This window comes from Aidingimonas lacisalsi (assembly GCF_008079445.1).
In the GTDB taxonomy this organism is placed as follows: domain Bacteria; phylum Pseudomonadota; class Gammaproteobacteria; order Pseudomonadales; family Halomonadaceae; genus Aidingimonas; species Aidingimonas lacisalsi.
This window is the reverse complement of record NZ_VRYH01000002.1, coordinates 545,009-569,786: the sequence shown is the minus strand read 5'-3', so window position 1 is coordinate 569,786 and position 24,778 is coordinate 545,009. Positions and strand designations below refer to the sequence as shown.

Sequence of the window (24,778 nt, the reverse complement as noted above, 5' to 3'; positions counted from 1 at the left end):
CTCCACTCACATTGCCTTGGCGGCGCGCTGTTCGCGGGCGCGCGCGAAATAGGTTTCCAGAAAGGCGTCGAACGATTCCCTATCGGCTTCCTCGATTTCACGCTGCTGCTGATGCGAGGTTGACGATAATTCATCGAAAAGCGTCTCACGTGCCCGACTGATCGGGGTTTCCCCCAGCTCGGCGGCTTGCCGGCGAGCCAATTCGAGCGTGGATTCAACGAACTCCTGACCCGACTCCCGCAGCAGGGCCTCGACCTGCCCCGCCGGCGTCATACCGGGGTTGTCCAGACGTGGCTCGAGTTCCGTCAACGCCTGCTGATGCAGGTCGTCGCCCTCGATGATATCCAGCAGCTCGGCCACACGACGCAGTTCGGCAAAGATTTCCCGACCACGTTCGGCCAGGGGGCGCTGACCGTCGTCAAACATCAGCTTGAGTGCCGGATCGCGTCCATGTTCGACCACCAGGGCACGATTGTCATCGAGACGGTCGCACTCGTCATCGGGAATCCATGGACTGTCGGCCAGCAGGCACCACATCAGGAAGGTATCGAGGAAGCGCATCTGGGTTTCGTCGATGCCCAGCGGCAAGAATGGATTCAGGTCCAGACAGCGCACTTCGATATACTCGACGCCACGCGCCTCCAGTGCCTGGCTGGGCGTCTCGTCATGACGCGCGACCCGCTTGGGACGAATGTCACTATAGTACTCGTTCTCGATCTGCAGGATATTGGCATTGAGCTGACGCCATTCATTGTCCTCGTTGACTCCCATGGTCTGATAGGCGGGCCAGGGTGTCGAAATGGCATGACGCAGGGTGCCGACATAGTTCGACAAGGAGTTGAAACAGATCTTGAGTTGGGCCTGTACCTTGTTCTGATAGCCGAGATCGGACATGCGTAATGTCGTGGCATGTGGTGATAACAGGGTACGCCGACCATGCGTCTCCAGCTTGTCGGGAGTGGATTTGCCCTCCAGAAAGCTGTCATCGAGTGCCGGCGAGGCTCCGAAAAGGTACATCAACAACCAGCTATTGCGACGGAAATGGCGAATCAGACCGAAATAGCGCGACGAGCGATAGTCATTCAACGAGATATTGCCCTGCCCGTCCAATTCATGCAGCAACCGCCACAGGTCGTCCGGAAGGGAAACATTGTAGTGGACACCGGCAATCGCCTGCATGATGCGCCCATAGCGCACATCCAGTCCCTTACGATAGACATGCTTCATGGTGCCCACATTCGAGTGGCCATAATCGGCGATCGGTATGCTGTCGTTGCCGTTCAGACGAGACGGCATACTGGCGGGCCAGAGCAACTCGTCGCCGAGACGCTGATTGCTGAAGCGATGCAGATCACCGAGAAACGCCATGGCATCCTGAGGACGGCAGTACACTGGCGTGATGTATTCCAACAGTGCTTCCGAATAGTCGGTCGTGATATGCGGATGCGTCAGTTTGGACCCCAGGCTACGCGGATGCGGCGTCTGAGCGATATGCCCGCGTGGATCGACACGCAGTCCCTCTTTCTCGATGCCGCGCCGCAAGCGGCCTATCAATCCCTTTCGGGCCGGCCCCTTGAGCCGATCGATGACGCTTTCGAGTTGCTCGGACAAGGTCAACACCCCATGTCGTGGAGACAGCCACTGGTGCGGCGTCTCGATCTTGATTAGCGAGCGCAAGGCGCTGGCGCGAATGTGGTCAGATTATGGTGCTTATGACCGGGGTTTCAAGGTATAAGCGGCGAGCTCCGAGCAGGTCACTGCCAGATTGCTGCCGTTGCTCGTCACCGTCATTTCCCCTTACGAGCCTGCTTCAAGGCTTCACCGAGTGCCCCCATAGGCTTGTCATCCTGCTGACGCTGCTCCCCCTTGCCGGATTTGGAACGCGCCTTGCGAGCTCCCGTGTCGTGTCGTTCCGCCCGTTGGCTAGCGCCGGAACGTTCTGCATCGGGGTCGTCGGTCAGGCGCATGGAAAGGCCGATGCGAGACCGCTCCCGGTCCACGTTCATCACCTTGACCTTGACGATATCGCCGGCCTTGACCACGGTTCGCGGGTCCTTGACGAAGCTGTCCGACAGCGCCGAGATATGTACCAGCCCATCCTGATGGACACCGATATCGACGAAGGCGCCGAAGTGCGTCACGTTCGTGACCGACCCTTCCAGGATCATCGAGGGTTCGAGGTCCTTGATGTCCTCCACGCCTTCGCGGAATTCAGCCGCCTGAAAGGCCGGACGGGGGTCGCGCCCCGGTTTGTCGAGCTCCGCGAGGATATCCTTGATCGTGGGGACACCGAAGCGATCATCGGCGAAATCCGCTGGATCCAGCGCCTTGAGTGTGCCGCTATCCCCGATCAAGCTGGCAAGATCACGTTCACTGCGTGCGGCGATCCGCTCGACGACGGGATAGGCTTCAGGGTGTACGGCACTGGCATCGAGCGGATTGCCACCGTTCATGATGCGCAGGAAGCCCGCACACTGCTCGTAGGTCCGCGGCCCCAACCGGCTGACCTCAAGCAACGCCCGCCGATTGTTGAACGGCCCTTCGCTGTTACGACGCGCCACGATGTTGTCCGCCAGGCCCGGATTCAGCCCCGCGACACGTGACAGCAATGCCGGCGATGCCGTATTGAGATCGACACCTACCGCGTTGACACAATCCTCGATGACCGTTTCCAGACTCTTGGAAAGCTGCAACTGGGAGACGTCATGCTGATACTGGCCAACGCCGATCGACTTGGGTTCGATCTTGACCAGCTCGGCCAGCGGATCCTGCAGACGGCGAGCGATGGATACCGCGCCACGCAACGTCACATCGAGATCGGGAAATTCACGCGCGGCATACTCCGACGCCGAATAGACGGAGGCGCCCGCCTCGCTGACCATGACCTTGGATAGCCGCCGTTTGCCGGACAGTGCTTTGACCAGCTCGCCGGCCAGCTTGTCGGTTTCCCGACTCGCCGTGCCGTTACCCACCGCGATCAATTCGACCGCGTGCGTCTCGACCAGTCTGGCCAGCACGCCCAGCGCATCGTCCCAGCGTTTCTGGGGCGCATGCGGGTATATGGTGTCATGATCCAGGAACTGACCGGTCGCATCGATCACCACTACCTTGCAGCCGGTGCGCAGACCGGGATCGATGGCCAGGGTCGGTTTGGCGCCGGCGGGAGCGGCCAGCAAAAGGTCCTTCAGATTGGCGGCGAAGACGCCGATGGCTTCGGTTTCGGCACGCTCGCGCAGCCGAGCCATCAATTCGGTCTCCAGGTGAGTATAGAGCTTGACCCGCCAGGACCAGCGCACGACTTCGGCGAGCCAGCGATCAGCGGGGCGGCCTGCATCGTGAATCCCGAAATGCTTGGCGATGGCCGACTCCATCGGATGCATTGGCGCCTCATCCTCGCCCGGCAGTCTCAAGCTCAGTGCCAGTACGCCTTCGTTACGCCCACGGAACATCGCCAGCGCCCGATGAGAGGGAACGCGTGCCAGTCGTTCGTCGTGCTCGAAATAGTCGGCGAACTTGGCGCCTTCCTGCTGTTTGCCGTCGGTGACGCGTGACCTGAGCTCGCCCTCTTGCCAGAGCCGTTCGCGCAAGCGGCCGACCAATTCGGCATCTTCGGCAAACCGTTCCATGAGAATCTGCTTGGCACCATCGAGCGCTGCCTTGGCATCGTCGATGGCCGGAGTGTCGCCCTCTGCAGCACGCAAGTACTGCTCGGCTTCGCTCTCAGGATCGAGCCCCGGGTCAGTCAGCAGTGCGTCAGCCAACGGCTCCAGCCCTGCTTCACGAGCAATCTGGGCTTTGGTGCGACGCTTCTTCTTGTAGGGACGATACAGATCCTCCAGACGCTGCTTGGTATCGGCCTCACGTAATTGCGCCGCCAGCGATTCGGTCAGCTTGCCCTGCTCGTCGATGGTGGCAATGACCATCGCACGGCGCTCTTCGAGTTCGCGGAGATAGCGCAACCGCTCTTCGAGCCGGCGTAGTTGCGTATCATCGAGACCACCGGTCACTTCCTTACGGTAGCGGGAGATGAAAGGCACGGTAGCACCGTCATCGAGCAATGCTACCGTGGCGTTCACTTGCTGGGGACGAACCTCGAGTTCTGCAGCGAGGCGAGCGGTAATTTGGGCGTGTGCGTCCATGAAATCCTTGACGTTAGACCGACATAAGATCGCGACAAGGTATCACAAATGGCGCGGCGAGCCACGAGCTACGAGTGGCAGGGCGACTGCCGTTGCCCAGCGCTATGCTGCCGGCACGAACGTCAGCGCCAGCCCGTTATTGCACCAACGCAGCCCTGTCGGCTCAGGGCCATCGTCGAACACATGCCCCTGGTGACCACCGCAGCGGGCGCAGTGATATTCGGTACGCGGCCAGATCATCTTGTAGTCCGCTTCGGTCAACAGGTGGCCATGGATATGATCGAAGAAGCTCGGCCAGCCGGTGCCGGAGTCGTATTTCATGGCGCTGGTGAACAGGGGCAGATCGCAACCGGCGCAGCGATATTCGCCCTCTCGGGTTTCCTGGTTGAGTTCGCTGGAAGACGCTGGTTCGGTCCCATTGTCACGCAGGATGCGATACTGCTTTTCGTCCAGACGCTCACGCCATTCCTCTTCCGATAACTCCAGCACTTCGATATTACTGGCCCGCTCCACATCCGGCTTCGGGCGCGCGCTGACCATGCTCGGCAGCACGCCAATCACCCCACCGACCCCAAGCAGACTCAGAAAATAGCGTCGTTTCATGCCAACCACCTCCATACGCCAGCGGCATAGGAACCCGTTCGTCATGCCGTTCTTGTTTGGACCGCACTGGCGCACTCCAGTTCTCGGCGCTGTCAGTTGAGTCTCGGTCCCGCTGCAACGATGGCCGGATCGACGCCGGAGAATTTCTTGAAGTTGTCGACGAACTTGGCCACCAGCGACTGCATCTGCCGATCGTAGGCCAGCCTGTCCTCCCAGGTCTGGCGGGGGTCCAGCAAGCTGGAATCGACACCGGGAACGGCGACGGGCACGTCGAGATTGAGACCATCGATACGCCGAGTTTCCACATCACGCAGCACACCGGACTGAATGGCACTGATGATCGCCCGGGTAGTGGGAATCGAAAAACGTGACCCACCTTCGCCATAGGCACCGCCCGTCCAGCCGGTGTTGACCAGATAGACCCGAGATCCATAGGCCGTTACACGCTTGATCAGCAAGTCAGCGTATTCGCTGGCGGGCCGCGGAAAGAAGGGAGCGCCGAAGCAGGTCGAGAAGGTAGCTTCCAGGCCGCTGGAAGCCCCCATTTCCGTCGACCCGACCTTGGCGGTGTAGCCGGAGAGAAAATGATAAGCTGCCGCCTCCTTGGACAGCACCGACACTGGGGGCAGCACGCCGTTCATGTCGCAGGTCAGGAAAATGATCGCATTGGGCTCACCGGCACGGTTTTCCAGTACGCGCTTGTCGACATGCTCCAGGGGATAAGCCGCACGCGAATTCTGAGTCAGGCTGCCATCGGCATAGTCCGGCTCCCGGCGATCATCGAGTACCACATTCTCGAGCACCGCACCGAAACGAATGGCGTTCCAGATCACCGGCTCATTCTTTTCCGACAGATCGATGCATTTGGCATAGCAGCCTCCCTCGATGTTGAAGACGGTGCCTTCTCCCCATCCATGTTCATCATCACCGATCAGGTAACGCGCCGGGTCGGCGGACAGCGTCGTCTTGCCGGTCCCGGAGAGCCCAAAGAACAACGTGGTTTCGCCATCTTCACCGACATTGGCACTGCAGTGCATGGGAAGCACATCGACGTCCGGCAGCAGGAAGTTCTGTACCGAGAACATGGCCTTTTTCATCTCGCCGGCATAGTGCAATCCGGCAAGCAGGACTCGGCGGCCGGCAAAGTCGATGATCACAGCCGCTTCCGAGTGCGTGCCATCCCGTTCGGGATCGCAAACGAAATGTGGCGCGTTGAGTATCCGCCACTCGTCGTTGCGTGCGCTGTTGTAGACACTGGGACGCACGAACATGGTGCGCCCGAAGAGATTGTGCCAGGCCATTTCCGTCGTGACACGAATCGGCAGATAGTGAGTCGGATCCGCTCCGACATGCAGCTCGGAAACGAAACGATCGCGTGCCTCCAGATAGGCATCGACTCGTGACCACAAGGCATCGAACCTGTCGGCATCGAAGGGGCGATTGACGCTGCCCCAATCGATGCTGCCACTGGTCGTAGGTTCATCGACAATGAAGCGATCTGCGGTGGAGCGCCCCGTACGCCTGCCTGTTTTCACCACGAGCGCCCCGTTGGAGGCCAGGCGGCCTTCGCCGCGCAGCACGGCATGTTCGATCAGTTCTGCCTGGGTGAGATTGGTGAAGCATGGGGCGGCGCCGGTATCGGCAACTGCCGGTTGAGTCGTAGTCATGTCGGTGTCCTAAGGCCTTGCGGCCGATTCTCTCGTTAGCCCGTAGATCGTCGTCCAAGCAACGCGACAGCGATGCTGGTACGACACACTCCATGGATTGCAGGCCGAGCCGCGGGTGAGTGAACTCACTTCTGTTGTCTTGGCGGATACGACTCGGCCCCTGTCTGGGGCCGACATTATTACAAAAAGAATAGCAGGGGGAAACGCCGTAATTCACCGATTTTCTTGTAGTTTTACTACTACATGGAATCATTTGGCGACGAATGGCGTCATCAATGAATCGTCGGGGACGGCGAATCCGGTGACTCGATGAGCGACTCGATCTCGGCCGCGCTGAAGTGGTAAGCGGTGTGACAGAAATGGCACTGGGTCTCTATGGCCCGCTGTTCTTCAAGGATATCGCGCAGTTCCTCGGCCCCCAGGCCAAGCAAGGCAGACGCAATGCGTTCACGCGAACAGGTACAGCCGAAACGGAGCGGTTTGGGGTCAAAGACACGAGTCGTTTCCTCGTGATAGAGCCGGAAGAGCAACTCACGCTGCTCCAGCGTCAGCAACTCCTCATCGCTCAGCGTCTCCGCCAACTTGACGCATCGATTCCAGGCATCGGCATCCTGTTGATAACGCTCGTCATGTGGCAGCCGTTGCAACAGCAAGCCACCCGCCATTTGGCCATCGGCCGCCAGCCACAAACGGGTCGGTAACTGTTCGGAGCGAGCGAAATACGCTTCGAGGCAACCGGCCAGGGTATCGGCATCCAACGCCACGATGCCCTGATAGCGATTGCCTTCACGGGGGTCGAGAGTGATGACGATCTGGCCGTCGCCGACCAGATGGCGAAAGTCGGTATTGTCGGCAGGCAGGGCCTGTTCATCGGCAAGCCGCGCGATAGCGCGTAGTTCACCACCGGGATTGGACTCCGCCATGAGCAACGATAGCGCTCCCTGACCTCTGACTTCGATGCTCAGGGTGCCATCAAGCTTGACGGTTTCCGTCAGCAAGGCCACTGCCGCCAGCAACTCGCCCAACAGCCGGGTAACGGGCTCCGGGTGCGCCTGCCTTGTCAGGACTTCCTTGTAGGCAGACTCCAAAGTCACGAGTTCGCCGCGCACATCCGTGTTATCGAAAAGAAAACGTTGAATCTGATCCGTCATGGTTCTCACTCTTCACCACCGCTATCCATGCCGCCACCGCGCATGAATTGCTTGATTTCACGTCGCTGCTTGCGATCCGGGCGCTTCAATGGATGCTGCATTGCCTGATTGGCGAGCCGGCGGTTTTCCGCCTCGCGTTGGCGATTTGTCGCGCTACGTTGGGTTTCGCGATACAACTCGCGAGCTTGGGGGGCACCACGGCGCTGCCCAGAGAGCGCCAGCACCTCGACTTCCCAGGTGTCCCACCCCTGGGGCACCTTGATCAAGGCACCGACTTCGACATTCTTGCTGGTCTTGGCACGCGCCCCATTGTAGTGAACCTTGCCGCCTTCGATAGCTTTCTTGGCGACTTGGCGGGTCTTGAAGAAGCGCGCGGCCCACAGCCACTTGTCGAGCCTGACTGTCTCCATGTTTACCTCGATGAATATCCCGAGTGAAAAATGGCGTTACACCGGTGGATGCTCCCCCGGCAGGATGCTGGCGAAATGATCGAGCGCGATGAACTCCTCCAATTCACGCTCGGGGCGCTGGCTATCGGGCTGCTTGATACCGAGCAGATAGCGGATACCATATTCGCGGGCGCTTTCCAGCACCGCCGGGTTGTCATCGATGAACAGGGTACGCTGCGGATCGAAACGCTCGACTTCCTGCAACGCGAACCAGAACTCAGGCGCCTCTTTGGGAGTGCCGACATCCGCCGAGGAGACGATGGCATCCAAATAATCCTCGAGACCGGTCAGCGGCAATTTCAATGCCAGGCTCTCGCGATCCGCATTGGTCGCCAACACGACACGTGGGTGGGAACGCTTGAGCCATTGCAGGAAATCCAGTGCATCACTCCGCAGTCCAATCAAGTGCTGAACTTCACGCTTCAGCGCGACGACGTCGATACCCAGTTCCCGGCTCCAATAGGCCAAGCTGTACCAGTTCAGCGTGCCTTGCTCGCGTATGATGCGCGCACGAATTTCATGCTGGGTCGAATCGTCGAGACGATGCAGTTCGACATAGCGACGTGGCAAGTGTTCAAGCCAGAAATGGCTGTCGAAATGCAAATCCAGCAGGGTACCGTCCATATCCAACAGTACGGTATCGATCGCTCGCCAATCGATCATTGGCCCAAGCTCCACAGTAAAGGTCGATGACATGCTATTGTACGGGATCGAATGATCCGACGACATAAGCTGCAGGAGGCTGCATGGGGCACTCATCCCACGACAAACCGCGCATACTGGCTCAACGGGAGGTCGCCAGAAGCCGCCTGTTCGCCATCGAAGAGCTGGAACTTCGTTTCTCCAACGGCGCCGAGCGCACATTCGAGCGGCTGATGGGAAGCGATCACGGTGCGGTAATGATTGTCGCCATGCCCGATCCGGAGCATGTCCTCCTGATCAGGGAATACGCCGCCGGCTTCGATGACTATGTGCTCACCCTGCCCAAAGGACTGGTCGACCCAGGCGAGGATATCGTCGGCGCCGCCAACCGCGAGCTCATGGAGGAGTGCGGTTTCGGCGCTCACAACATCGAACCGCTGGTCGAACTCTCGTTGGCACCCAACTACATGCGGCATCGCATGCAGGTGATGCTGGCCAGCGAGCTGTACGAACAACGGCTCCCGGGCGACGAGCCGGAATCATTGATCGTCGAGACGCATGCCATCGACGACCTCCCTGCCCTGTTGGCACGCAACGACTTCCATGAGGCCAGAGCCATCGCCGCGCTCTACATCGCGCGTGACAAACTGCGCGATGAGTATCAACGACTCTCGCTCTGGTGACCAGGCATCGCGTCGACGAATCCGCTATCCCTTGGCGGAGCGTCGATGGCTGTTACCTTCTTTCAAGCGCACCCAACGCCCTTGACGATAGCTATCCAGGCCGGCCTCGATCAGTACCATGACATCCAGGGCCTCATCCACGGGCACCGGGACGTCGGCCTCGCCACGCAAAGCGGCCACTATTCCTTGATAATAAGCCAGATAATCGCCGGGAATCGTCGGGTGAGTACGCACCTCGAGTTCGGCGCCGTTCTCGCTCACGGTCAAGGTGCCATCGCGATTATCGACGCCCCATTGGGGTGCCGGTGCCTCGCCGTCCTTGAGCCTATCTTCCTGCGGATCCAGACCGTACTTGACATAGCTGCCATGCGTGCCGTGCACGGCGAAGCGTGGCGTAGGCTCAGCCACCAGCGTACTGGCCTGTAACGACACGCGCATGCCTTCGTAATCAAGCAGCGCGAGGAAATCATCATCGACCTTCGCACCCTCGCGACGCACGCCGAGATCGAGCAGAATGGAACGCGGCATACCGAACAACTCGCGGGCCTGATCCAGCAGATGCGGCCCCAGGTCGTACCAGATGCCGCCTCCGGGTTTGGGTTGTTCACGCCAGCGATCCCGCACATCGGGACGGAAACGGTCGAAACGGGACTCGATATTGGTCACCCGCCCCAGCGTTCCATCCTGGAGCACGCCGCGTAGTGTCAGGAAGTCGCTGTCCCAGCGACGATTATGAAACACCGACAGCAGCCGTTCAGCATCATCGGCATGCTGCTTGAGCATCCGGGCCTCGGACATCGTTACCGTGAATGGCTTGTCCAGCACCACATGCTTGCCGGCCGCCAAGGCCGCCTTGGCCAACGGGAAATGCGTATCATTGGGCGTCGGAATGACCACCAGATCGATATCCTGGCGCGCGAAAAGCGTCTGTGCCTTGGCCTCCACATCCATGTCCGGCAGATCCGCCTGTACTCTGGCCGCATCACTGGACACGATGGCTCGCAGTTCGAATCCCTCGGTCGCTTGAATCAATGGAATGTGAAATGTCTTGCTGGCGAAGCCGTAACCGACCACGCCTACAGTGAATACTTCCTTCATGATGATCCTTGACTATCCCGGATGTAATCTCGTCGTCTCTTTAACCGTCCAGGACGACGTGGTTTCCACGACGGTGGTGCCAGATGGCCAACATCAACGCTGCATTGGCTCTGGCAACGATGCCCTTAGTCGAGTTTCGACAAGTCGCGAACGGCGCCCTTGTCCGCCGAAGTGGCCAACGACGCATACGCCCTTAGCGCACCCGACACCTTGCGCACTCGCTCGATGCCCGGTTTCCAGGCAGCGGCACCACGCGCTTCCATTATTTCACGCCGGCGCGCAAGCGCGTCGTCAGAGAGTTGGACGTCGATACGCCGATTGGGGATATCGATGCGTATGCTATCTCCGGTCTCGATCAGACCAATCGCTCCCCCGGCAGCAGCTTCCGGTGACACATGACCGATCGAGAGTCCCGACGTTCCCCCGGAAAACCGGCCATCGGTCATCAATGCACACGCCTTGCCCAACCCCTTGGATTTCAGATAGGACGTCGGATACAGCATCTCCTGCATGCCCGGTCCGCCCTTCGGTCCTTCATAGCGAATGACGACGACATCGCCTTCGTTCACCTGGCCCGCCAGAATGTGCTCCACGGCCTGGTCCTGGGATTCGACCACATGAGCCGGCCCTTCGAACACCAGAATCGACTCGTCGACACCGGCAGTTTTGACCACGCACCCATCAAGCGCGATATTGCCATGCAGCACGGCCAATCCCCCCTCGCGAGAGAAGGCATGGGTCAGGTCACGAATGCACCCTGTGGCGCGATCACCATCGAGACTCGGCCAGCGGGCACTCTGCGAAAATGCCTCCTGAGTAGGAGTGCCGCCCGGCCCGGCCTTATAGAACTCGATGACTTCGGGACTCGGCGAACGCATGATGTCCCATTCATCGAGCGCCTGTCCCAGTGTGTCGCCATAGACAGTGGGTACGGAGGTATTGAGCACGCCGGCGCGGTCGAGTTCGCCGAGGATAGCCATGATGCCGCCCGCCCGATGACAGTCCTCGATGTGATACTGCTGGGTATTGGGCGCCAGCTTGCATAGCTGCGGCACTTCGCGTGACATGGCATCGATATCGCTCATGCGAAAATCGATGTCACCTTCCTGTGCCGCTGCCAGCAAATGGAGAATCGTATTGGTCGATCCGCCCATGGCAATATCCAGCGTCATGGCATTCTTGAAGGCATCTTTCGAGCCGATCGCCCGTGGCAGCAGATGTGCTTCGTCACCCTCGTAATAGCGTCTGGCCAATTCGACGATGCGTGCCCCTGCACTTTCGAACAGCCGACGGCGGTCGGCATGAGTGGCCAGCATGGTGCCATTACCCGGTAGAGCCAGCCCCAACGCTTCGGTGAGACAGTTCATGGAGTTGGCGGTGAACATGCCTGAGCAGCTGCCGCAGGTAGGACAAGCACTGCGCTCGATCTCGTCGATCTCTTCGTCACTGTACTTGTCGTCGGCGGCGGAAATCATGGCATCGATCAAGTCGATGCCGTGATCGAGCAGCTTGGTCTTGCCCGCTTCCATGGGGCCGCCGGATACGAAGATGGTGGGTACGTTGAGCCGCATGGCGGCCATCAGCATGCCCGGGGTGATCTTGTCGCAATTGGAGATACAGACCAGCGCATCGGCACAGTGGGCATTGACCATGTACTCGACGCTATCAGCGATGATATCGCGACTCGGCAGCGAATAGAGCATGCCGTCGTGACCCATGGCAATCCCGTCGTCTACTGCAATGGTATTGAATTCCTTGGCCACCCCGCCAGCCTGCTCGATCTCTCGCGCGACCAGCTGCCCCATATCCTTGAGATGGACATGGCCCGGAACGAATTGCGTGAACGAATTGGCCACGGCGATGATCGGCTTGTGGAAATCGTCATCCTTCATGCCGGTGGCACGCCACAAGGCGCGTGCGCCGGCCATGTTACGGCCGGCGGTGGTAGTGCGGGAACGGTACTCGGGCATGGGCGTCCTCAATGCTCAGTCACACCGCCATGGCCGCCTTTCTAGACGGCTCGGCGAACTCGGTCTCCAGGTCGAGACTAGATTCTGGCACGGCTGGCACAACCTTGCCACAGGGCAAGAGTGCAACAGACTGATCATTCGAGGAAGCGCCACGCCCCTTCCCTGGGCGCTACGGCCTACCCCGACCACGGCTCGACATGTCCGACGACGAAAGCGCAACTCGCTCCTTGCTGTCGAGCGGCTCTTACAGCTTCAAGCTCATGGCTGACCGCTCCAGCGCAGCCGATCACCCAAACACCACCTTGGCGACATCCTTATATCGCTTGGCGAAGTGCACTTTCATCCCTGCTTTCAAGTAGTCCGGCAGTTCTTCGAAATCACGCCGGTTGGCATCGGGTAGTATCACTTCAAAGATATCGCTGCGACGCGCGGCAATGATCTTCTCACGGATACCCCCCACCGGCAGCACCTGGCCGGTCAGGGTCAATTCCCCCGTCATTGCGAGTGGACGGTCGACCGCCTGATGCTTGGCCAGCGACAACAGCGCGGTCGTCATGGTGACACCGGCCGATGGACCATCCTTGGGCGTAGCGCCTTCCGGGACGTGCAAGTGGATGAAGGCATCGTTGAAGAAGTCGGCATCGGCACCATACTCGCCAAGGTGACCTTGCACATAGCTATAGGCAATGTTGGCGGATTCCTTCATGACATCGCCGAGCTTGCCGGTCAGCCGGAAGCCACGATCCAGGGCATGCACCTTGCCCGCTTCGACCGGCAAGGTAGCTCCCCCCATCGCGGTCCAGGCCAATCCTGTCACCACCCCTTCGCCTTCCAGGACATGTTCCTTGCGGAACAACGGTGCGCCGAGAAACTCTTCGAGATTCTTGACCGATACTTTCACGCTCTGCTGATCGTTTTCCAGCATCTTGACCGCCGCCTTGCGCACGATACGGTGCAGCTGTTTCTCCAGTTGACGTACACCGGCTTCACGCGCATACCCTTCGATGATCTGCTTCAGGGCCGCGTCGGTCAGGTTGATCCGCTTCTTGGGAATCTTGTCGCGCTTGAGCAGCTTGGGCCAGAGGTAATGCTTGGCAATCGCCATTTTCTCTTCGGCGATGTATCCCGACAGACGGATCTGCTCCATGCGATCGAGTAGTGCACTGGGTATCGAGTCCAGCGTGTTGGCGGTGCAGACGAAGAGCACCTTGGACAAGTCGAGGCGCACGTCCAGATAATGGTCGAGGAAATCGACGTTCTGCTCTGGGTCGAGCACTTCGAGCAACGCCGATGCCGGGTCGCCCTGGAAGGACTGCCCCATCTTGTCGACTTCATCGAGCATGATCACCGGATTCTCGACCTCGACCTCCTTGAGCGCCTGCACCAGCTTGCCGGGCATGGCGCCGATGTAGGTACGGCGATGCCCCTTGATCTCGGCTTCATCGCGTATACCGCCTACCGAGAAGCGGTAGAACTCACGCCCCAACGCTTCCGCGATGGAACGCCCCACCGAGGTCTTGCCGACACCGGGAGGCCCCACCAGCAGAAGGATGGAACCGCCGACATCGCCTTTGAACGTGCCTTCGGCGAGGAATTCGATGATCCGATCCTTGACGTCCTTCAATCCGTCATGATCGCGATCAAGAATCTGACGCGCATGCTTGAGATCGAGCTGGTCGTCGCTGGTGATGCCCCACGGCAGTGAGGTCAGCCAATCCAGGTAGTTGCGAGTGGTGCCATATTCAGGCGAACCGGTCTCCAGGACGGATAATTTATCGAGCTCATCGTCGATGCGCTCCATGACCCGTTCCGGGACATGCAGTTCGGTGAGCCGCTTCCTGAAGGTATCGACATCGTTCTCACGATCGTCCTTCGATATGCCCAGTTCACGCTGGATGACCTTGAGTTGTTCGCGCAGGAAGAATTCGCGTTGACGCTCCTGCATCTGGGCATTGACCTGCTCGCTGATCTCGCTCTGCAGCTGGGCGACCTCGATTTCCTTGTGTAGCAGCGGCAGCACCTTCTGCAACCGCGCCATGACCGGCAGAGTCTCGAGAATTTCCTGCAGTTCATGCCCTTTCGCCGAGGTGATCGCTGCCGCGAAATCGGCCAACGGCCCTGGTTCGTGCGGACTGAAGCGATTGAGATAATGCTTGAGTTCCTCGCCGTAGAGAGGATTGATCGGCAACAAGTCCTTGATGCCATTGATCAACGCCATCGCATAGGCGCGCGCTTCATCTTCCTCGGCATCGACCGGTTCATGGGGATAACTGACTTCTACCAGATAGGGAGGTTGCTTCGAAAGCCAGCGCTGGATCTTGAAACGGCGCATGCCTTGAGCGATGAACTGAATCTGCTCGTCCTCACCCTGCACCTTGTGCATGCGAACCGCCGTGCCAATCGCCGGAAAATCCTGCCGATCCAGTTCTTCGACACTGGCATCGCCGACATACGCCAAGCCAACGGTATGGTGAGGCGTATTGCCGACGCGCTGGATCGTTTCTTCCCAACGTTCCCGGTGGATGACCAGAGGTTGGACCTGCGCTGGAAAAAAGGGCCGATTATGAATCGGCAACAGATAAAGGCGTTCCGGTAGATAGTCGTGGGTCGGGACAACGGCCCCTGAATGGCTCTGCTGTTGTTCGCCCTCTTGAGAGCCGGCATCCCCACCGACAGACAACACATCCTGAAGATCGTCACGTTCGCTCATCATGCATCCTTTGGCTGAGGGGGCAGTCTGGCCCTTTGCCAACAGGAATGCGGGCGAGCAACAGAAACTTCAAGTCATGCGACAAAGAGTCGTATCGCCATTGCCGACGACAAAGCGCCTTTACCAGGCAACCGATCGGCCATTCAAGGAGATCTCGCCGCTGTCGATCTCGAGATTGAGGTCGTCGCTATCTCCGGGCAGCCCCAACTGGAAGAGCAATAGCGTCGGTACGTCCCGCCAGATGACATGTCCATCGAGTCTCGCTCGCCAGGCTGCCACCCCTTCTGAAGACGACCAGTCATCCAGTGACAGTGTTTCGACGTCCTCGCCATCGAACACCAGTTCCCCTTCAATATCCACGAGCATATCGAGCATGGCACTCTTCAGATCCACCGTGTCGAGCGTCAGGCGTGGAGAGTCGGCCAGCATGGCATGAACGTCTGGCTCGAGGCGTTGAAGGAATTCACGACGTTGAGACGCATCCCAACGGTCCCCCTGTTCGAGGCTATCGCGAATGAGCATCGAGACTTCCCGGGCGGCGTCGGCATCCAACCGGGACAACGTCATTTTCACACCGCCACCGACCAGCGACTGATCGCCCATGCTGGCGTCGTCGAGCGAGAGGCTGACAGCATAGCGCAGTTGATCGTCATCCATTTGCATATCTCCCTGATAACGCCAGCGCTCGATCGCGATGTCGGGCATCAGGGGGCCACTGTAGGCTAACGAGGCGAGTCTGACGTCATCCTGCTGCTCGACGTTTCCCGACTCACTATCGACCCGGTAATGACTGTCGAAGGCCAATACGCCGCTTTCCAACTCGCCACGTCGCGCATTGAGGGTCCAGGGTGAGACTTCTCCAACCATGGTGATGTCATCACGTCGACCACTGATATCCCACTCGGCGCCTTGCGTTTCCAGTTTCCACCCGGCGTCATCGTCCTCCATAGTGAATGATGCCAAGGTGAGTTGGGCATCGAACTCGCCGGAAAATGACGCGTAGCTGGCATTCCAGCGAGGCGGCGCGACTGGCAGGTGGTCGCCGAACAAGCGTTCCTGAGCTTCTCCCAGGGCAATGTCCAGATCCCCTTCGGCGTGGGTATTCACAATACCGTGGCGAGCGGTATAGGGGATGGTGACCTGCCATTCCTCGCCCTGGGCCGACAACAACTTCACCCGCCCCCGGGAAACGAACCAGCCGCGTTGGATATCCTCGCGTTCGACACGCAGATTGTCGTCGTTTTCCAGATCATCCAGCGTTCGCGTCAACTCGCGTTCGAACAGCATACTGGACCACGCCTGGGCTCCCAGATACCCCCCACCGGCAAGCATCAGGACAATCACGATGAGCCATCCCTTGCGCATGATTGATCTCCGTCACTGTCCGGCCGGCTCAATGCAGCCAAAGCCAGAGATGAATGGTTCCCCAGGCATAGAGACCCGCCATGACATCATCGATCATGATGCCGAAGCCTCCCGCCACATGGCGATCGGCCCAGCGAATCGGCCAGGGTTTGAAGACATCGAAGATTCGGAAAACCAGGAACCCCCAGAGGGCGGCTTCCCAGGAGAAAGGCACGGCAGCCATGGTCAACCAGTACCCCACGAATTCATCCCAGACGATCCCGGAGTGATCGTGAACGCCGAGATCGTGAGACGTCTTGTCGCACAACCAGATGCCGATCACCATCGTCACAGCAACCAGACTGAGATACCAGGTCAGCGGAAGGTCCGACATCAGCCAGTAGAACGGAATGGCCCCCAACGTGCCGAACGTACCCGGCGCCCAGGGAACGGCGCCACTCCCCAGGCCAAATGCCAGGAAGTGGGTCGGGCGATGCCAGACGGTTGCCGGAGCGCGTTTCATGGCGCCGCTCCCGGAAAATGCTGCCAACCGCCCGGGCCGTCGCAAGGTACGCCTCGAATGCCCGGTCGTCGGGAAAAGCGACCGATCGGGGTAAGAGGTACATCGATACTGGCCAACGCCGCGCGTGCCTCCTCCAGCCGTTCGGCCGGCAGGGCAATCAGCAACTCATAGTCGTCGCCACCGGCGAGCGCCGACTGTAACGCTTGCGTGTCGCCCAGCCGCTCGATGAGTGCATCGTCCCGCGGTATCGCCTCCTGCTCGATGTCTGCGCCGACGCCACTGGCCGCGCACACATGTCCAAGATCGGCCAGCAAACCATCGGAGATGTCGATAGCCGCAGTCGCCAGCTCACGAAGCCTATACCCGGCTTCGATACGTGGCTGCGGCAACAGGTAGGCGGCAAGCAGCGGATCCGCGAGATCACGCAGTCCCGCCTGCCAAGCTGCAAGCCCGCCATTCGCGCTGCCCAACGCCCCTGTCACGGCTATCAGGTCGCCGGGGCTGGCACCACCACGAGTCAGTGCCTGTCCCGTCGGCAACTCACCGTGCACGGTCACCCCGATGGCCAGAGTTCCACGTGTGACATCCCCACCTGCCAAGCTCACACCATGCGTGTCAGCCAAGGCATGAAAACCACGCGCAAACTCGGCGAGCCACTCATCATCCGTCTCGGTCAGCATCAGGGCCATCAGACACCAGCGAGGCCAGGCCCCCATGGCAGCGAGATCACTGAGACTCACCGCCAGTGCCCGGTGACCAATGGCATGAGCCGGCGCATCCGGCGGAAAGTGGACACCGGCCACGGAGGTATCGACACTCACGACCAACTGATGTCCAGGCGTCGGCAGTAGCAGTGCACTGTCGTCACCGATGCCCAGATCAACCCCATCGCCTGCCACAGGGCGGGCAAAATAACGGGCGATCAGCTCGAATTCGCTGGTCATGGGAGCCGACATATCAACGACGGGCATTGACCTCGGCATAGCGCAGGCGGGCTGCCAGCTTGTCGAGAATGCCGTTGACGTATTTGTGACCGTCGGTGGCACCGAACGATTTCGCGAGTTCGACGCCTTCGTTGATCACTGCGCGGTAGGGCACATTCAGGCGGTGTGATAATTCATACGCCCCCAAGCGCAGGATCGACAGTTCGACCGGGTCCAGATCCACAATGCGACGGTCGAGCACTGGAGCAATCGACTCATCTAGCTCGTCCCGATGCTGTATCACGTTGTGCAGCAGCTCATGGAACAGCGCCAGATCCGCAATTTCCATGATCTTCGACCAGTTTTCATGGTCTTCCAGATCATCGTCCGCCGTCTGGGTTCGGAATTCGGATTCAATGGCAGCGGCCGATTTGGCAGTCAGGTGCCACTGATACAATGCCTGTATTGCCAATTCCCTGGCCGCATGACGAGACTCCTGCGCCGCGGAACCGCGGTGGGAACCACTCATGCCTCACCTCCGAACTGCCTGAGCAGCGAGACCATTTCCATGGCGGCCATCGCTGCCTCGGCCCCTTTGTTGCCGGCCTTGGTTCCCGAACGCTCGATGGCCTGCTCGATGGAATTCACCGTCAGGACGCCATTGGCGACCGGGGTATCGTAGTCGAGTTGCAAACTGTTCATGGCCGAATTGCAGTTACCTGCCACATGCTCGAAATGCGGCGTCCCACCTCGGATTACCGCACCCAACGCGATTACTGCATCCGGTTGAACGACCTTGAGCACTCGCTTGACTGCCAGGGGCAGTTCCCAGGCACCCGGCACATGCACGAGATCGATGTGCTCGGCATCCACACCATGGCGCACCAGACAGTCGACTGCGCCTTCTACCAGGCTATCGACCACATGGTGATTGAAGCGCCCTACCACGATCACATAACGGCCGCCGACGTCGGTGAAGTTGCCTTCGAGTTGGGATATGGGTTGCATTATCTCTCATCCTGCTGATGGCGCGCCGTGTCGCTGATACGGCGGCGTATGGTCTTAGGACTCGACTCAGGGACTCAGCCGTTCGACGACTTCCAGATCAAAGCCTGACAATGCCGAGAATCTCCATGGCGAACTCAAGAGTCGCATCTTGCCCACGCCAAGATGACGCAAAATCTGCGAACCGGTACCGATGGTAAGATAGTTGCCGGCACCATCGGATTCACTGCTGCGAGGCGCACGACGACGTTCCAGCACGAGATCGAGCTGGTCCTTGAAATCCTGCTGCGGATGACCGTCATCCAACAGCACGAACACCCCGCTTTCGGCTTTGGCGATAGCCGACAACGCCGCTTGAGCCGTCCAGCTCTGACTGTCGCTGCGCGAGAGCGTCAGCAGATCACGTAACGTGTCAGCCAGGTGGACACGTACCGTGGTCAGGGAATCCGGGGCGGGCTGCCCTTTGACCAGCGCCAGGTGATGGGCCCCTTGAATGCTGTCACGGAAGACATGCAGCATCAGTTCGCCATGTGCCGTGGACACGGGCGTCGCCTCGACATGTTCAACGGTCTGTTCGTTATGTATGCGGTAATGAATCAGATCGGCAATCGTGCCCATTTTCAAGTCGTGCTCGGCGGCAAAGCGCTCGAGCTCGGGACGGCGGGCCATACTGCCGTCATCGCTCATCACTTCACAGATCACACCGCTGGGTTCGAAGCCGGCCATCGCCGCCAGATCACAGGCCGCTTCCGTATGTCCCGCGCGACGCAATACGCCACCGGGTTCAGCCATCAGCGGAAAGATATGTCCCGGTTGCACGATGTCTTCGGCTCGCGCATCTCGCGCCACGGCGGCTTGAATCGTACGCGCTCGGTCGGCAGCGGAAATGCCGGTCGAAACGCCTTCTGCCGCTTCGATGGACAGTGTGAACTTGGTCCCGAAACCCGAACCATTATCACTGACCATCAATGGCAGGCGCAGCCGTTCGCAACGATCACGCGTCATCGGCAGGCAAATAAGCCCACGCGCATGCCTCGCCATGAAGTTGATGTGTTCCGCCTCGACCATTTCGGCGGCCATGATCACATCCCCTTCATTCTCACGATCCTCGTCATCCATGAGGATCACCATCTTACCGCGACGGATATCGTCAATCAGTGCTTCGACAGGGGCCAGGCCCGAAGGCGAATCCGTGGATGTTGCCACCATGGGTTCTCCCAAATGATATTGCGTGCCTGTCGTCGTTGAATCGCGACGAATGCGTTACTGTCATGCCGGATTCAAACGACAACGTCTGCACCGAATCGGCGCTCAGGGTACCTTGGTGGAAGGCTGTGCGCCAGTCTCCTTCGCGACTGTCGCCTGGGTGCGACGATTGCGAGGGGTTGCAACGATTCGCCAATCATTCCCCAAGGCACGAATGTCACTGATGTCCAGCGGCTTCTGTTCCGCCATGCGGGTCAACCCCGGCAGCTCGAACAGTGGCCGTGCCGCTCCCCCCAGCAAGGTCGGTGCCACGAACAATACCATGTCATCGACCCACCCGGCATCGAGCATCGCTCCCGCCAGCGTGGCGCCCGTTTCCAGCAAGACATCATTGATCTCTTCCACTTCGGCCAGATGACGCAGTAACCGTTCCGGTTCGACACGACCATCCGGACCGGGAGGCAATACCAAGACGTCGGCCCCCTGGCTTTCAAGGTGCTGGCGACGTTCTTCGTCCTGTGAACAGGTCGCTACCACCGTGCGCCCCGGCTGACGCAGACAGGCTGCGGCCAGCGGCATACGTAGACGGGAATCGACGACGACGCGCAACGGTTGTCGTGTGGCGATCGTCTCCGCCTCAGCCAGGTCGAGCTGTTCGGCACGTACCGTCAAGCGGGAGTCATCGGCGATGATCGAGTCGATACCACTGATCACTGCACCGGCTCGCGCGCGTAAACGCTGGACGTCGTTACGCGCAGAGGGACCCGTGATCCACTGCGACTCCCCCGATGCCATGGCCGTACGGCCATCGAGGCTCATGGCCATTTTCAACCTGACGAAGGGACGACCCAGACTCATGCGCGAGACGAAACCGCGATTCAGGGTGTGAGCATCGGCTGCCAGCACACCACATTCGACATCGACCCCGGCATCACGCAGCATGGCCAGGCCCCGGCCAGCGACTTGCGGGTTGGGATCCCGCATGGCGGCAACGACACGTACCACGCCGGCATCGATCAACGCCTGAGAACAGGGGCCCGTGCGTCCGTGGTGGGAACAGGGTTCCAGCGTGACATAGGCCGTCGCCCCCCTGGCAGCGTCTCCGGCAGCCTCAAGTGCGTGGATTTCGGCATGGGGTTCGCCGGCACGGGCATGAAAGCCTTCGCCCACCACTTGCTCGTCCTTGACCAGCACACAACCGACACAAGGGTTGGGGTGGGCGGTGTAGAAGCCGCGATGTGCCAATCGCAGCGCACGTGCCATCCAGACTTCAGGGGTCACGTTCGCCATGGGGTCTTCAGCTCATCTCACTGATCGTCATTGGGAGGAATCGTCGGTTCTTGCGCCAAACGATCGATTTCAGCACGGAATTCATCAAGGTCCTGAAAACGCCGATATACCGAAGCGAAGCGAATATAGGCGACCTGATCGAGCCGTTTGAGCGCCCGCATGACTTCCTCGCCCACTTCACGCGCTTCGACTTCTCGCTCACCACGAGCCCGCAGGCGCTGACGGATGCGTTCTACCGCCGCCTCAATCGCCTCGGCGCTGACAGGACGCTTTTCCAGCGCACGCAACATGCCGGCCCGCAGTTTGATCTCGTCGAACGTTTCACGCGACCCATCCCCTTTTATCACGCGGGGCATGACCAATTCAGCCGTTTCATAGGTCGTGAAACGTTCACTGCAAACATTGCATTGACGCCGGCGCCTAACCTGGTCGCCATCTGCGACCAGACGAGAGTCGGTCACCTTGGTATCCTGCGTACCGCAAAAGGGACAATGCATCAGATGGTGTCCAGGTGCCTCGGTTGGATCGACATTGCGTGTCAGTATTCGCTGCTACCGCGATGTTGTCACGACATTACCGATATTGTAACGAATCACCAGATAGTGTAACGGCTTGGCTCCGGAGTAAACAGCCTTGACCGAGAATCCGGCTTGCCCGACTGGCATGGCTTCTGCATCTTGAAAGTATGCGTTCGTCACCAAACGGCGCATGCCGTCACTGCCGGAGATCGATCATGACAACGCCTACGTCTTCCGACCCCATCAAGGCGCTCGATGAGGCGAGCTTTCAGGCTATCGCCCATAGCCGCTTGCAAGAGGTCTATGGCCCGCGTGCCGATGAGGTCATGCGACGCCTGTCGACACTTCTCATGCACCGTCGTGACGCACTCGAATCTGTCTCGTCGACCCATGAGGGACCACTCTGGAACGAACGTGATCAATGGTTGATCACCTATGGAGACACGCTCATCGATGGCGATCGCACGCCGCTCGCCGTGCTGGACGACTTCCTCGAAGCACGCTTGGGGAAGACATTCAGTGGCGTACACATTCTGCCCTTCTTCCCCTGGAGCAGCGATGACGGCTTCTCCGTCATCCACTACCGCGAAGTCGATCCCGCTCTGGGCGATTGGCCCAATGTGCAACGACTGGCAGCGCATCGTGACTTGATGGTCGACCTGGTAATCAACCATGTATCACGCGAGTCCCTGTGGTTCACCGATTATCTCGCCGGTACCCAGCCGGGACGCGATTACTTCATCGAGATGGATCCGACGACCGACCTGTCCCAGGTCGTCCGACCGCGTAATTCCCCCTTGTTGATCCCCGTGCCCACACGCCGCGGCACTCGTCATCTGTGGGCCACGTTTTCCGAGGACCAGATCGATCTCAATTTCGCCAACCCCGATGTCCTGCTCGAGTTCATCGGGATTCTGCTGTTCTATGTGGAACAGGGAGCGCGCATCATTCGTCTGGATGCCATCGCTTACTTATGGAAAGAAGTCGGTACCGCCTGCATTCACCTACCGCAGACCCATGCCATCGTACGACTGCTTCGGGCCATACTCGATCACATGGCGCCCGGCACCCTATTGATCACGGAAACCAATGTCCCTCATCACGAAAATCTGAGCTATCTGGGACTAGAGCGGGCATCGAGCGAACGGCACGAGCCTGATGAAGCTCACTTGATCTATCAGTTCACTCTGCCCCCACTGCTGGTACATACCTTGACCAGCGGAGAAGCGATGACCCTGGCGGGATGGTTACGTACACTGCCCGATCTGCCGCCCGGATGCAGCTACCTGAATTTCACCGCCAGCCATGACGGCATCGGAGTCAGGGCCCTGGAAGGCCTGCTTCCGGATCATGAAGTCGAAGCTCTGCTCGAATTGATGCATCGCTTCGGCGGATTCGTGAGCATGAAGGCCAATGCGGATGGCCAGGATTCCCCCTATGAGATCAACATCACCTACTTCGAGGCGCTGAAAGGAACTCGGCGCGGCCCCGATCCCTGGCAGGTCGAACGCTTTCTCTGCAGTCAGAATCTGATGATGGCGCTGCAGGGCATTCCGGCCTTGTACCTGCACTCTCTTACGGCGACCCTCAACGACCATGAAGGGGTCGAACGAAGTGGGCGACTCCGTTCGATCAATCGACACCAATGGGACATGAAAGAGCTCGACGAGCTACTCGACAGTCGCAACACGCCGACCCGGGAAGTCTTCCTGGCACTCAAGCGCCGCCTGGACATTCGTCGCCGCGAACCCTGCTTTCATCCCGATGCGTCCCAGCAAGTGATCGATGCCCCGTCAGAACTGCTCGCCATCCAGAGAGGGCCCCTCGCGGACGGACGACGCTTGCTCGCTATCTACAACGTGACCGACAAACGCCAGCCCCTGGCCCTCGATGCGCTCGATGACACCGAGTGGTTCGATCTGCTCGACGATACACCTTGGCAACCCCAGGCTACCTTGGCTCCTTACCGCAGCTTATGGTTAGTCACCAGCACATGACGGCATCGCTGAATGACGCTACAGTACCTGCCGATCGAATGATCACCGGCGTCATCCATCCGTGGTGGGGAGTCTTCATGCGAGTACGAGCACGGCACGTTACGGGGGCCCTGGTGGGGTTACTCTTGCCCCTGACGACCATGGCGCAAGAGTGGCCGGCCCCGATCCAGGCATTGGAGGCGCAAGGCCTGACGATTCATGACGCCTTCGACGCACCGGCAGGCATGACGGGCTACGCCGCCAGTGCGCAAGGCAGGGAGGTGGCAATCTACCTGACTGAAGATGGCGAACATGCGATTGTCGGCAACATGGTCGATGCGGAAGGCAACAACCTGTCAGAAGATCCGCTGCAGGAGATTGTCCGCGGCCCCCAGGAAGAGCGGATTTGGCAGGACTTGCATGATAGCGCCTGGGTCGCCGACGGTAGCGACGACGCCGACCGTGTCATTTACATGTTTTCCGATACCCATTGTCCCTACTGCCAGGAATTCTGGGAAGCCTCGCGCGCCTGGGTCGAGGCGGGCCATGTCCAGATTCGCCACATCCTGGTAGGCATCCTCGATCGCGAGAGCCCGCGTCAAGCCATGACGATTCTGGAAGCCGACGAGCCCGCCGAGCTGCTCGACAGGCACCATCGAGGCAAACCGATCGACTGGTTGGAGACCATCCGTCCTGCCATGGAGGACAGGGTCTACGGCAACCAGCAACTGATGGAGAGTCTTGGGCTGGTAGCGACCCCGGGCCTCATCTACCACGTCGACGGACAGCTCGAGATGACTCAGGGTATCCCTGAGGACATGGCGACCGTCATGGGCTCACCGCAGCCCGCCGGTGGGCTTGACGACGACTGATCAGAAACC

21 protein-coding genes are annotated in these 24,778 nt (G+C 59.6%); 3 read left to right on the top strand and 18 right to left on the bottom strand.

The annotated features are described in order from the left end of the window. Positions 1 to 6: 6 nt before the first annotated feature. From gshA to yrfG, 7 genes are all read right to left on the bottom strand, one after another. The gene (gshA, locus tag FVV99_RS05870) at positions 7 to 1,620 is read right to left on the bottom strand and encodes a glutamate--cysteine ligase (RefSeq protein WP_236645322.1); all 1,614 of its coding nucleotides are present in this window, start codon (positions 1,618 to 1,620) and stop codon (positions 7 to 9) included. Positions 1,621 to 1,787: 167 nt separating this feature from the next. Continuing rightward, the gene (locus FVV99_RS05865) at positions 1,788 to 4,139 is read right to left on the bottom strand and encodes a Tex family protein (protein WP_148253092.1); all 2,352 of its coding nucleotides are present in this window, start codon (positions 4,137 to 4,139) and stop codon (positions 1,788 to 1,790) included. 102 nt (positions 4,140 to 4,241) lie between these two features. After that, positions 4,242 to 4,742, bottom strand: a complete 501-nt coding sequence (msrB, locus tag FVV99_RS05860; RefSeq protein WP_148253091.1) for a peptide-methionine (R)-S-oxide reductase MsrB — start codon at positions 4,740 to 4,742, stop codon at positions 4,242 to 4,244. A gap of 92 nt (positions 4,743 to 4,834) precedes the next feature. Then, positions 4,835 to 6,409: a phosphoenolpyruvate carboxykinase gene (locus tag FVV99_RS05855; RefSeq protein WP_148253090.1), complete on the bottom strand. Its 1,575-nt coding sequence runs from the start codon at positions 6,407 to 6,409 to the stop codon at positions 4,835 to 4,837. Between the two features lie 272 nt (positions 6,410 to 6,681). After that, a complete protein-coding gene (gene hslO, locus FVV99_RS05850) occupies positions 6,682 to 7,560 on the bottom strand; it encodes an Hsp33 family molecular chaperone HslO (RefSeq protein ID WP_148253089.1) in 879 nt (292 codons plus the stop codon). Positions 7,561 to 7,565: 5 nt separating this feature from the next. Then, complete coding sequence (locus FVV99_RS05845) at positions 7,566 to 7,970, bottom strand: RNA-binding S4 domain-containing protein (RefSeq protein WP_148253088.1); 405 nt, start codon at positions 7,968 to 7,970, stop codon at positions 7,566 to 7,568. A 36-nt stretch (positions 7,971 to 8,006) separates the two neighbouring features. Further along, positions 8,007 to 8,672: a GMP/IMP nucleotidase gene (gene yrfG / locus FVV99_RS05840; RefSeq protein ID WP_148253087.1), complete on the bottom strand. Its 666-nt coding sequence runs from the start codon at positions 8,670 to 8,672 to the stop codon at positions 8,007 to 8,009. Between the two features lie 83 nt (positions 8,673 to 8,755). Here yrfG and nudE point away from each other — a divergent pair, with 83 nt between their 5' ends. Further along, positions 8,756 to 9,334 (top strand): ADP compounds hydrolase NudE, encoded by a 579-nt coding sequence (gene nudE / locus FVV99_RS05835; RefSeq protein WP_148253086.1) that lies wholly within the window; start codon positions 8,756 to 8,758, stop codon positions 9,332 to 9,334. A gap of 24 nt (positions 9,335 to 9,358) precedes the next feature. Here nudE and FVV99_RS05830 read toward each other — a convergent pair whose 3' ends face one another. The 11 genes from FVV99_RS05830 to nrdR all read right to left on the bottom strand — a co-directional run bounded on the left by FVV99_RS05830 (position 9,359) and on the right by nrdR (position 21,900). After that, positions 9,359 to 10,432, bottom strand: a complete 1,074-nt coding sequence (locus FVV99_RS05830; protein ID WP_148253085.1) for an oxidoreductase — start codon at positions 10,430 to 10,432, stop codon at positions 9,359 to 9,361. Between the two features lie 125 nt (positions 10,433 to 10,557). Continuing rightward, positions 10,558 to 12,402 carry a dihydroxy-acid dehydratase gene (gene ilvD, locus FVV99_RS05825; protein WP_148253084.1) on the bottom strand — a complete coding sequence of 615 codons (1,845 nt, stop codon included), beginning with the start codon at positions 12,400 to 12,402 and terminating at the stop codon, positions 10,558 to 10,560. A 286-nt stretch (positions 12,403 to 12,688) separates the two neighbouring features. Then, positions 12,689 to 15,112 (bottom strand): endopeptidase La, encoded by a 2,424-nt coding sequence (lon, locus tag FVV99_RS05820; protein ID WP_148253083.1) that lies wholly within the window; start codon positions 15,110 to 15,112, stop codon positions 12,689 to 12,691. 120 nt (positions 15,113 to 15,232) lie between these two features. Then, the gene (locus FVV99_RS05815; RefSeq protein WP_148253082.1) at positions 15,233 to 16,477 is read right to left on the bottom strand and encodes a DUF945 family protein; all 1,245 of its coding nucleotides are present in this window, start codon (positions 16,475 to 16,477) and stop codon (positions 15,233 to 15,235) included. Positions 16,478 to 16,505: 28 nt separating this feature from the next. Next, the gene (locus FVV99_RS05810) at positions 16,506 to 16,979 is read right to left on the bottom strand and encodes a phosphatidylglycerophosphatase A family protein (protein WP_148253081.1); all 474 of its coding nucleotides are present in this window, start codon (positions 16,977 to 16,979) and stop codon (positions 16,506 to 16,508) included. Beyond that, positions 16,976 to 17,923 carry a thiamine-phosphate kinase gene (gene thiL, locus FVV99_RS05805; RefSeq protein WP_148253080.1) on the bottom strand — a complete coding sequence of 316 codons (948 nt, stop codon included), beginning with the start codon at positions 17,921 to 17,923 and terminating at the stop codon, positions 16,976 to 16,978. The genes FVV99_RS05810 and thiL overlap by 4 nt, the downstream gene beginning before the upstream one ends. Positions 17,924 to 17,936: 13 nt before the next feature. Then, positions 17,937 to 18,431, bottom strand: a complete 495-nt coding sequence (gene nusB / locus FVV99_RS05800; protein WP_148253079.1) for a transcription antitermination factor NusB — start codon at positions 18,429 to 18,431, stop codon at positions 17,937 to 17,939. Then, positions 18,428 to 18,910 (bottom strand): 6,7-dimethyl-8-ribityllumazine synthase, encoded by a 483-nt coding sequence (gene ribH / locus FVV99_RS05795; protein ID WP_148253078.1) that lies wholly within the window; start codon positions 18,908 to 18,910, stop codon positions 18,428 to 18,430. Before ribH ends, nusB begins: the two co-directional genes overlap by 4 nt. 66 nt (positions 18,911 to 18,976) lie before the next feature. Continuing rightward, a complete protein-coding gene (gene ribBA / locus FVV99_RS05790) occupies positions 18,977 to 20,116 on the bottom strand; it encodes a bifunctional 3,4-dihydroxy-2-butanone-4-phosphate synthase/GTP cyclohydrolase II (RefSeq protein ID WP_148253077.1) in 1,140 nt (379 codons plus the stop codon). 102 nt (positions 20,117 to 20,218) lie between these two features. Further along, positions 20,219 to 21,403: a bifunctional diaminohydroxyphosphoribosylaminopyrimidine deaminase/5-amino-6-(5-phosphoribosylamino)uracil reductase RibD gene (gene ribD / locus FVV99_RS05785; protein ID WP_148253076.1), complete on the bottom strand. Its 1,185-nt coding sequence runs from the start codon at positions 21,401 to 21,403 to the stop codon at positions 20,219 to 20,221. A gap of 17 nt (positions 21,404 to 21,420) precedes the next feature. After that, positions 21,421 to 21,900 (bottom strand): transcriptional regulator NrdR, encoded by a 480-nt coding sequence (nrdR, locus tag FVV99_RS05780; RefSeq protein WP_148253075.1) that lies wholly within the window; start codon positions 21,898 to 21,900, stop codon positions 21,421 to 21,423. A gap of 236 nt (positions 21,901 to 22,136) precedes the next feature. Here nrdR and FVV99_RS05775 point away from each other — a divergent pair, with 236 nt between their 5' ends. Next, a complete protein-coding gene (locus FVV99_RS05775) occupies positions 22,137 to 23,918 on the top strand; it encodes a sugar phosphorylase (RefSeq protein WP_148253074.1) in 1,782 nt (593 codons plus the stop codon). Positions 23,919 to 23,995: 77 nt separating this feature from the next. Continuing rightward, positions 23,996 to 24,769, top strand: coding sequence for a thiol:disulfide interchange protein DsbG (gene dsbG, locus FVV99_RS05770; RefSeq protein WP_148253073.1), 774 nt, complete (start codon positions 23,996 to 23,998; stop codon positions 24,767 to 24,769). Positions 24,770 to 24,778: the final 9 nt, after the last annotated feature.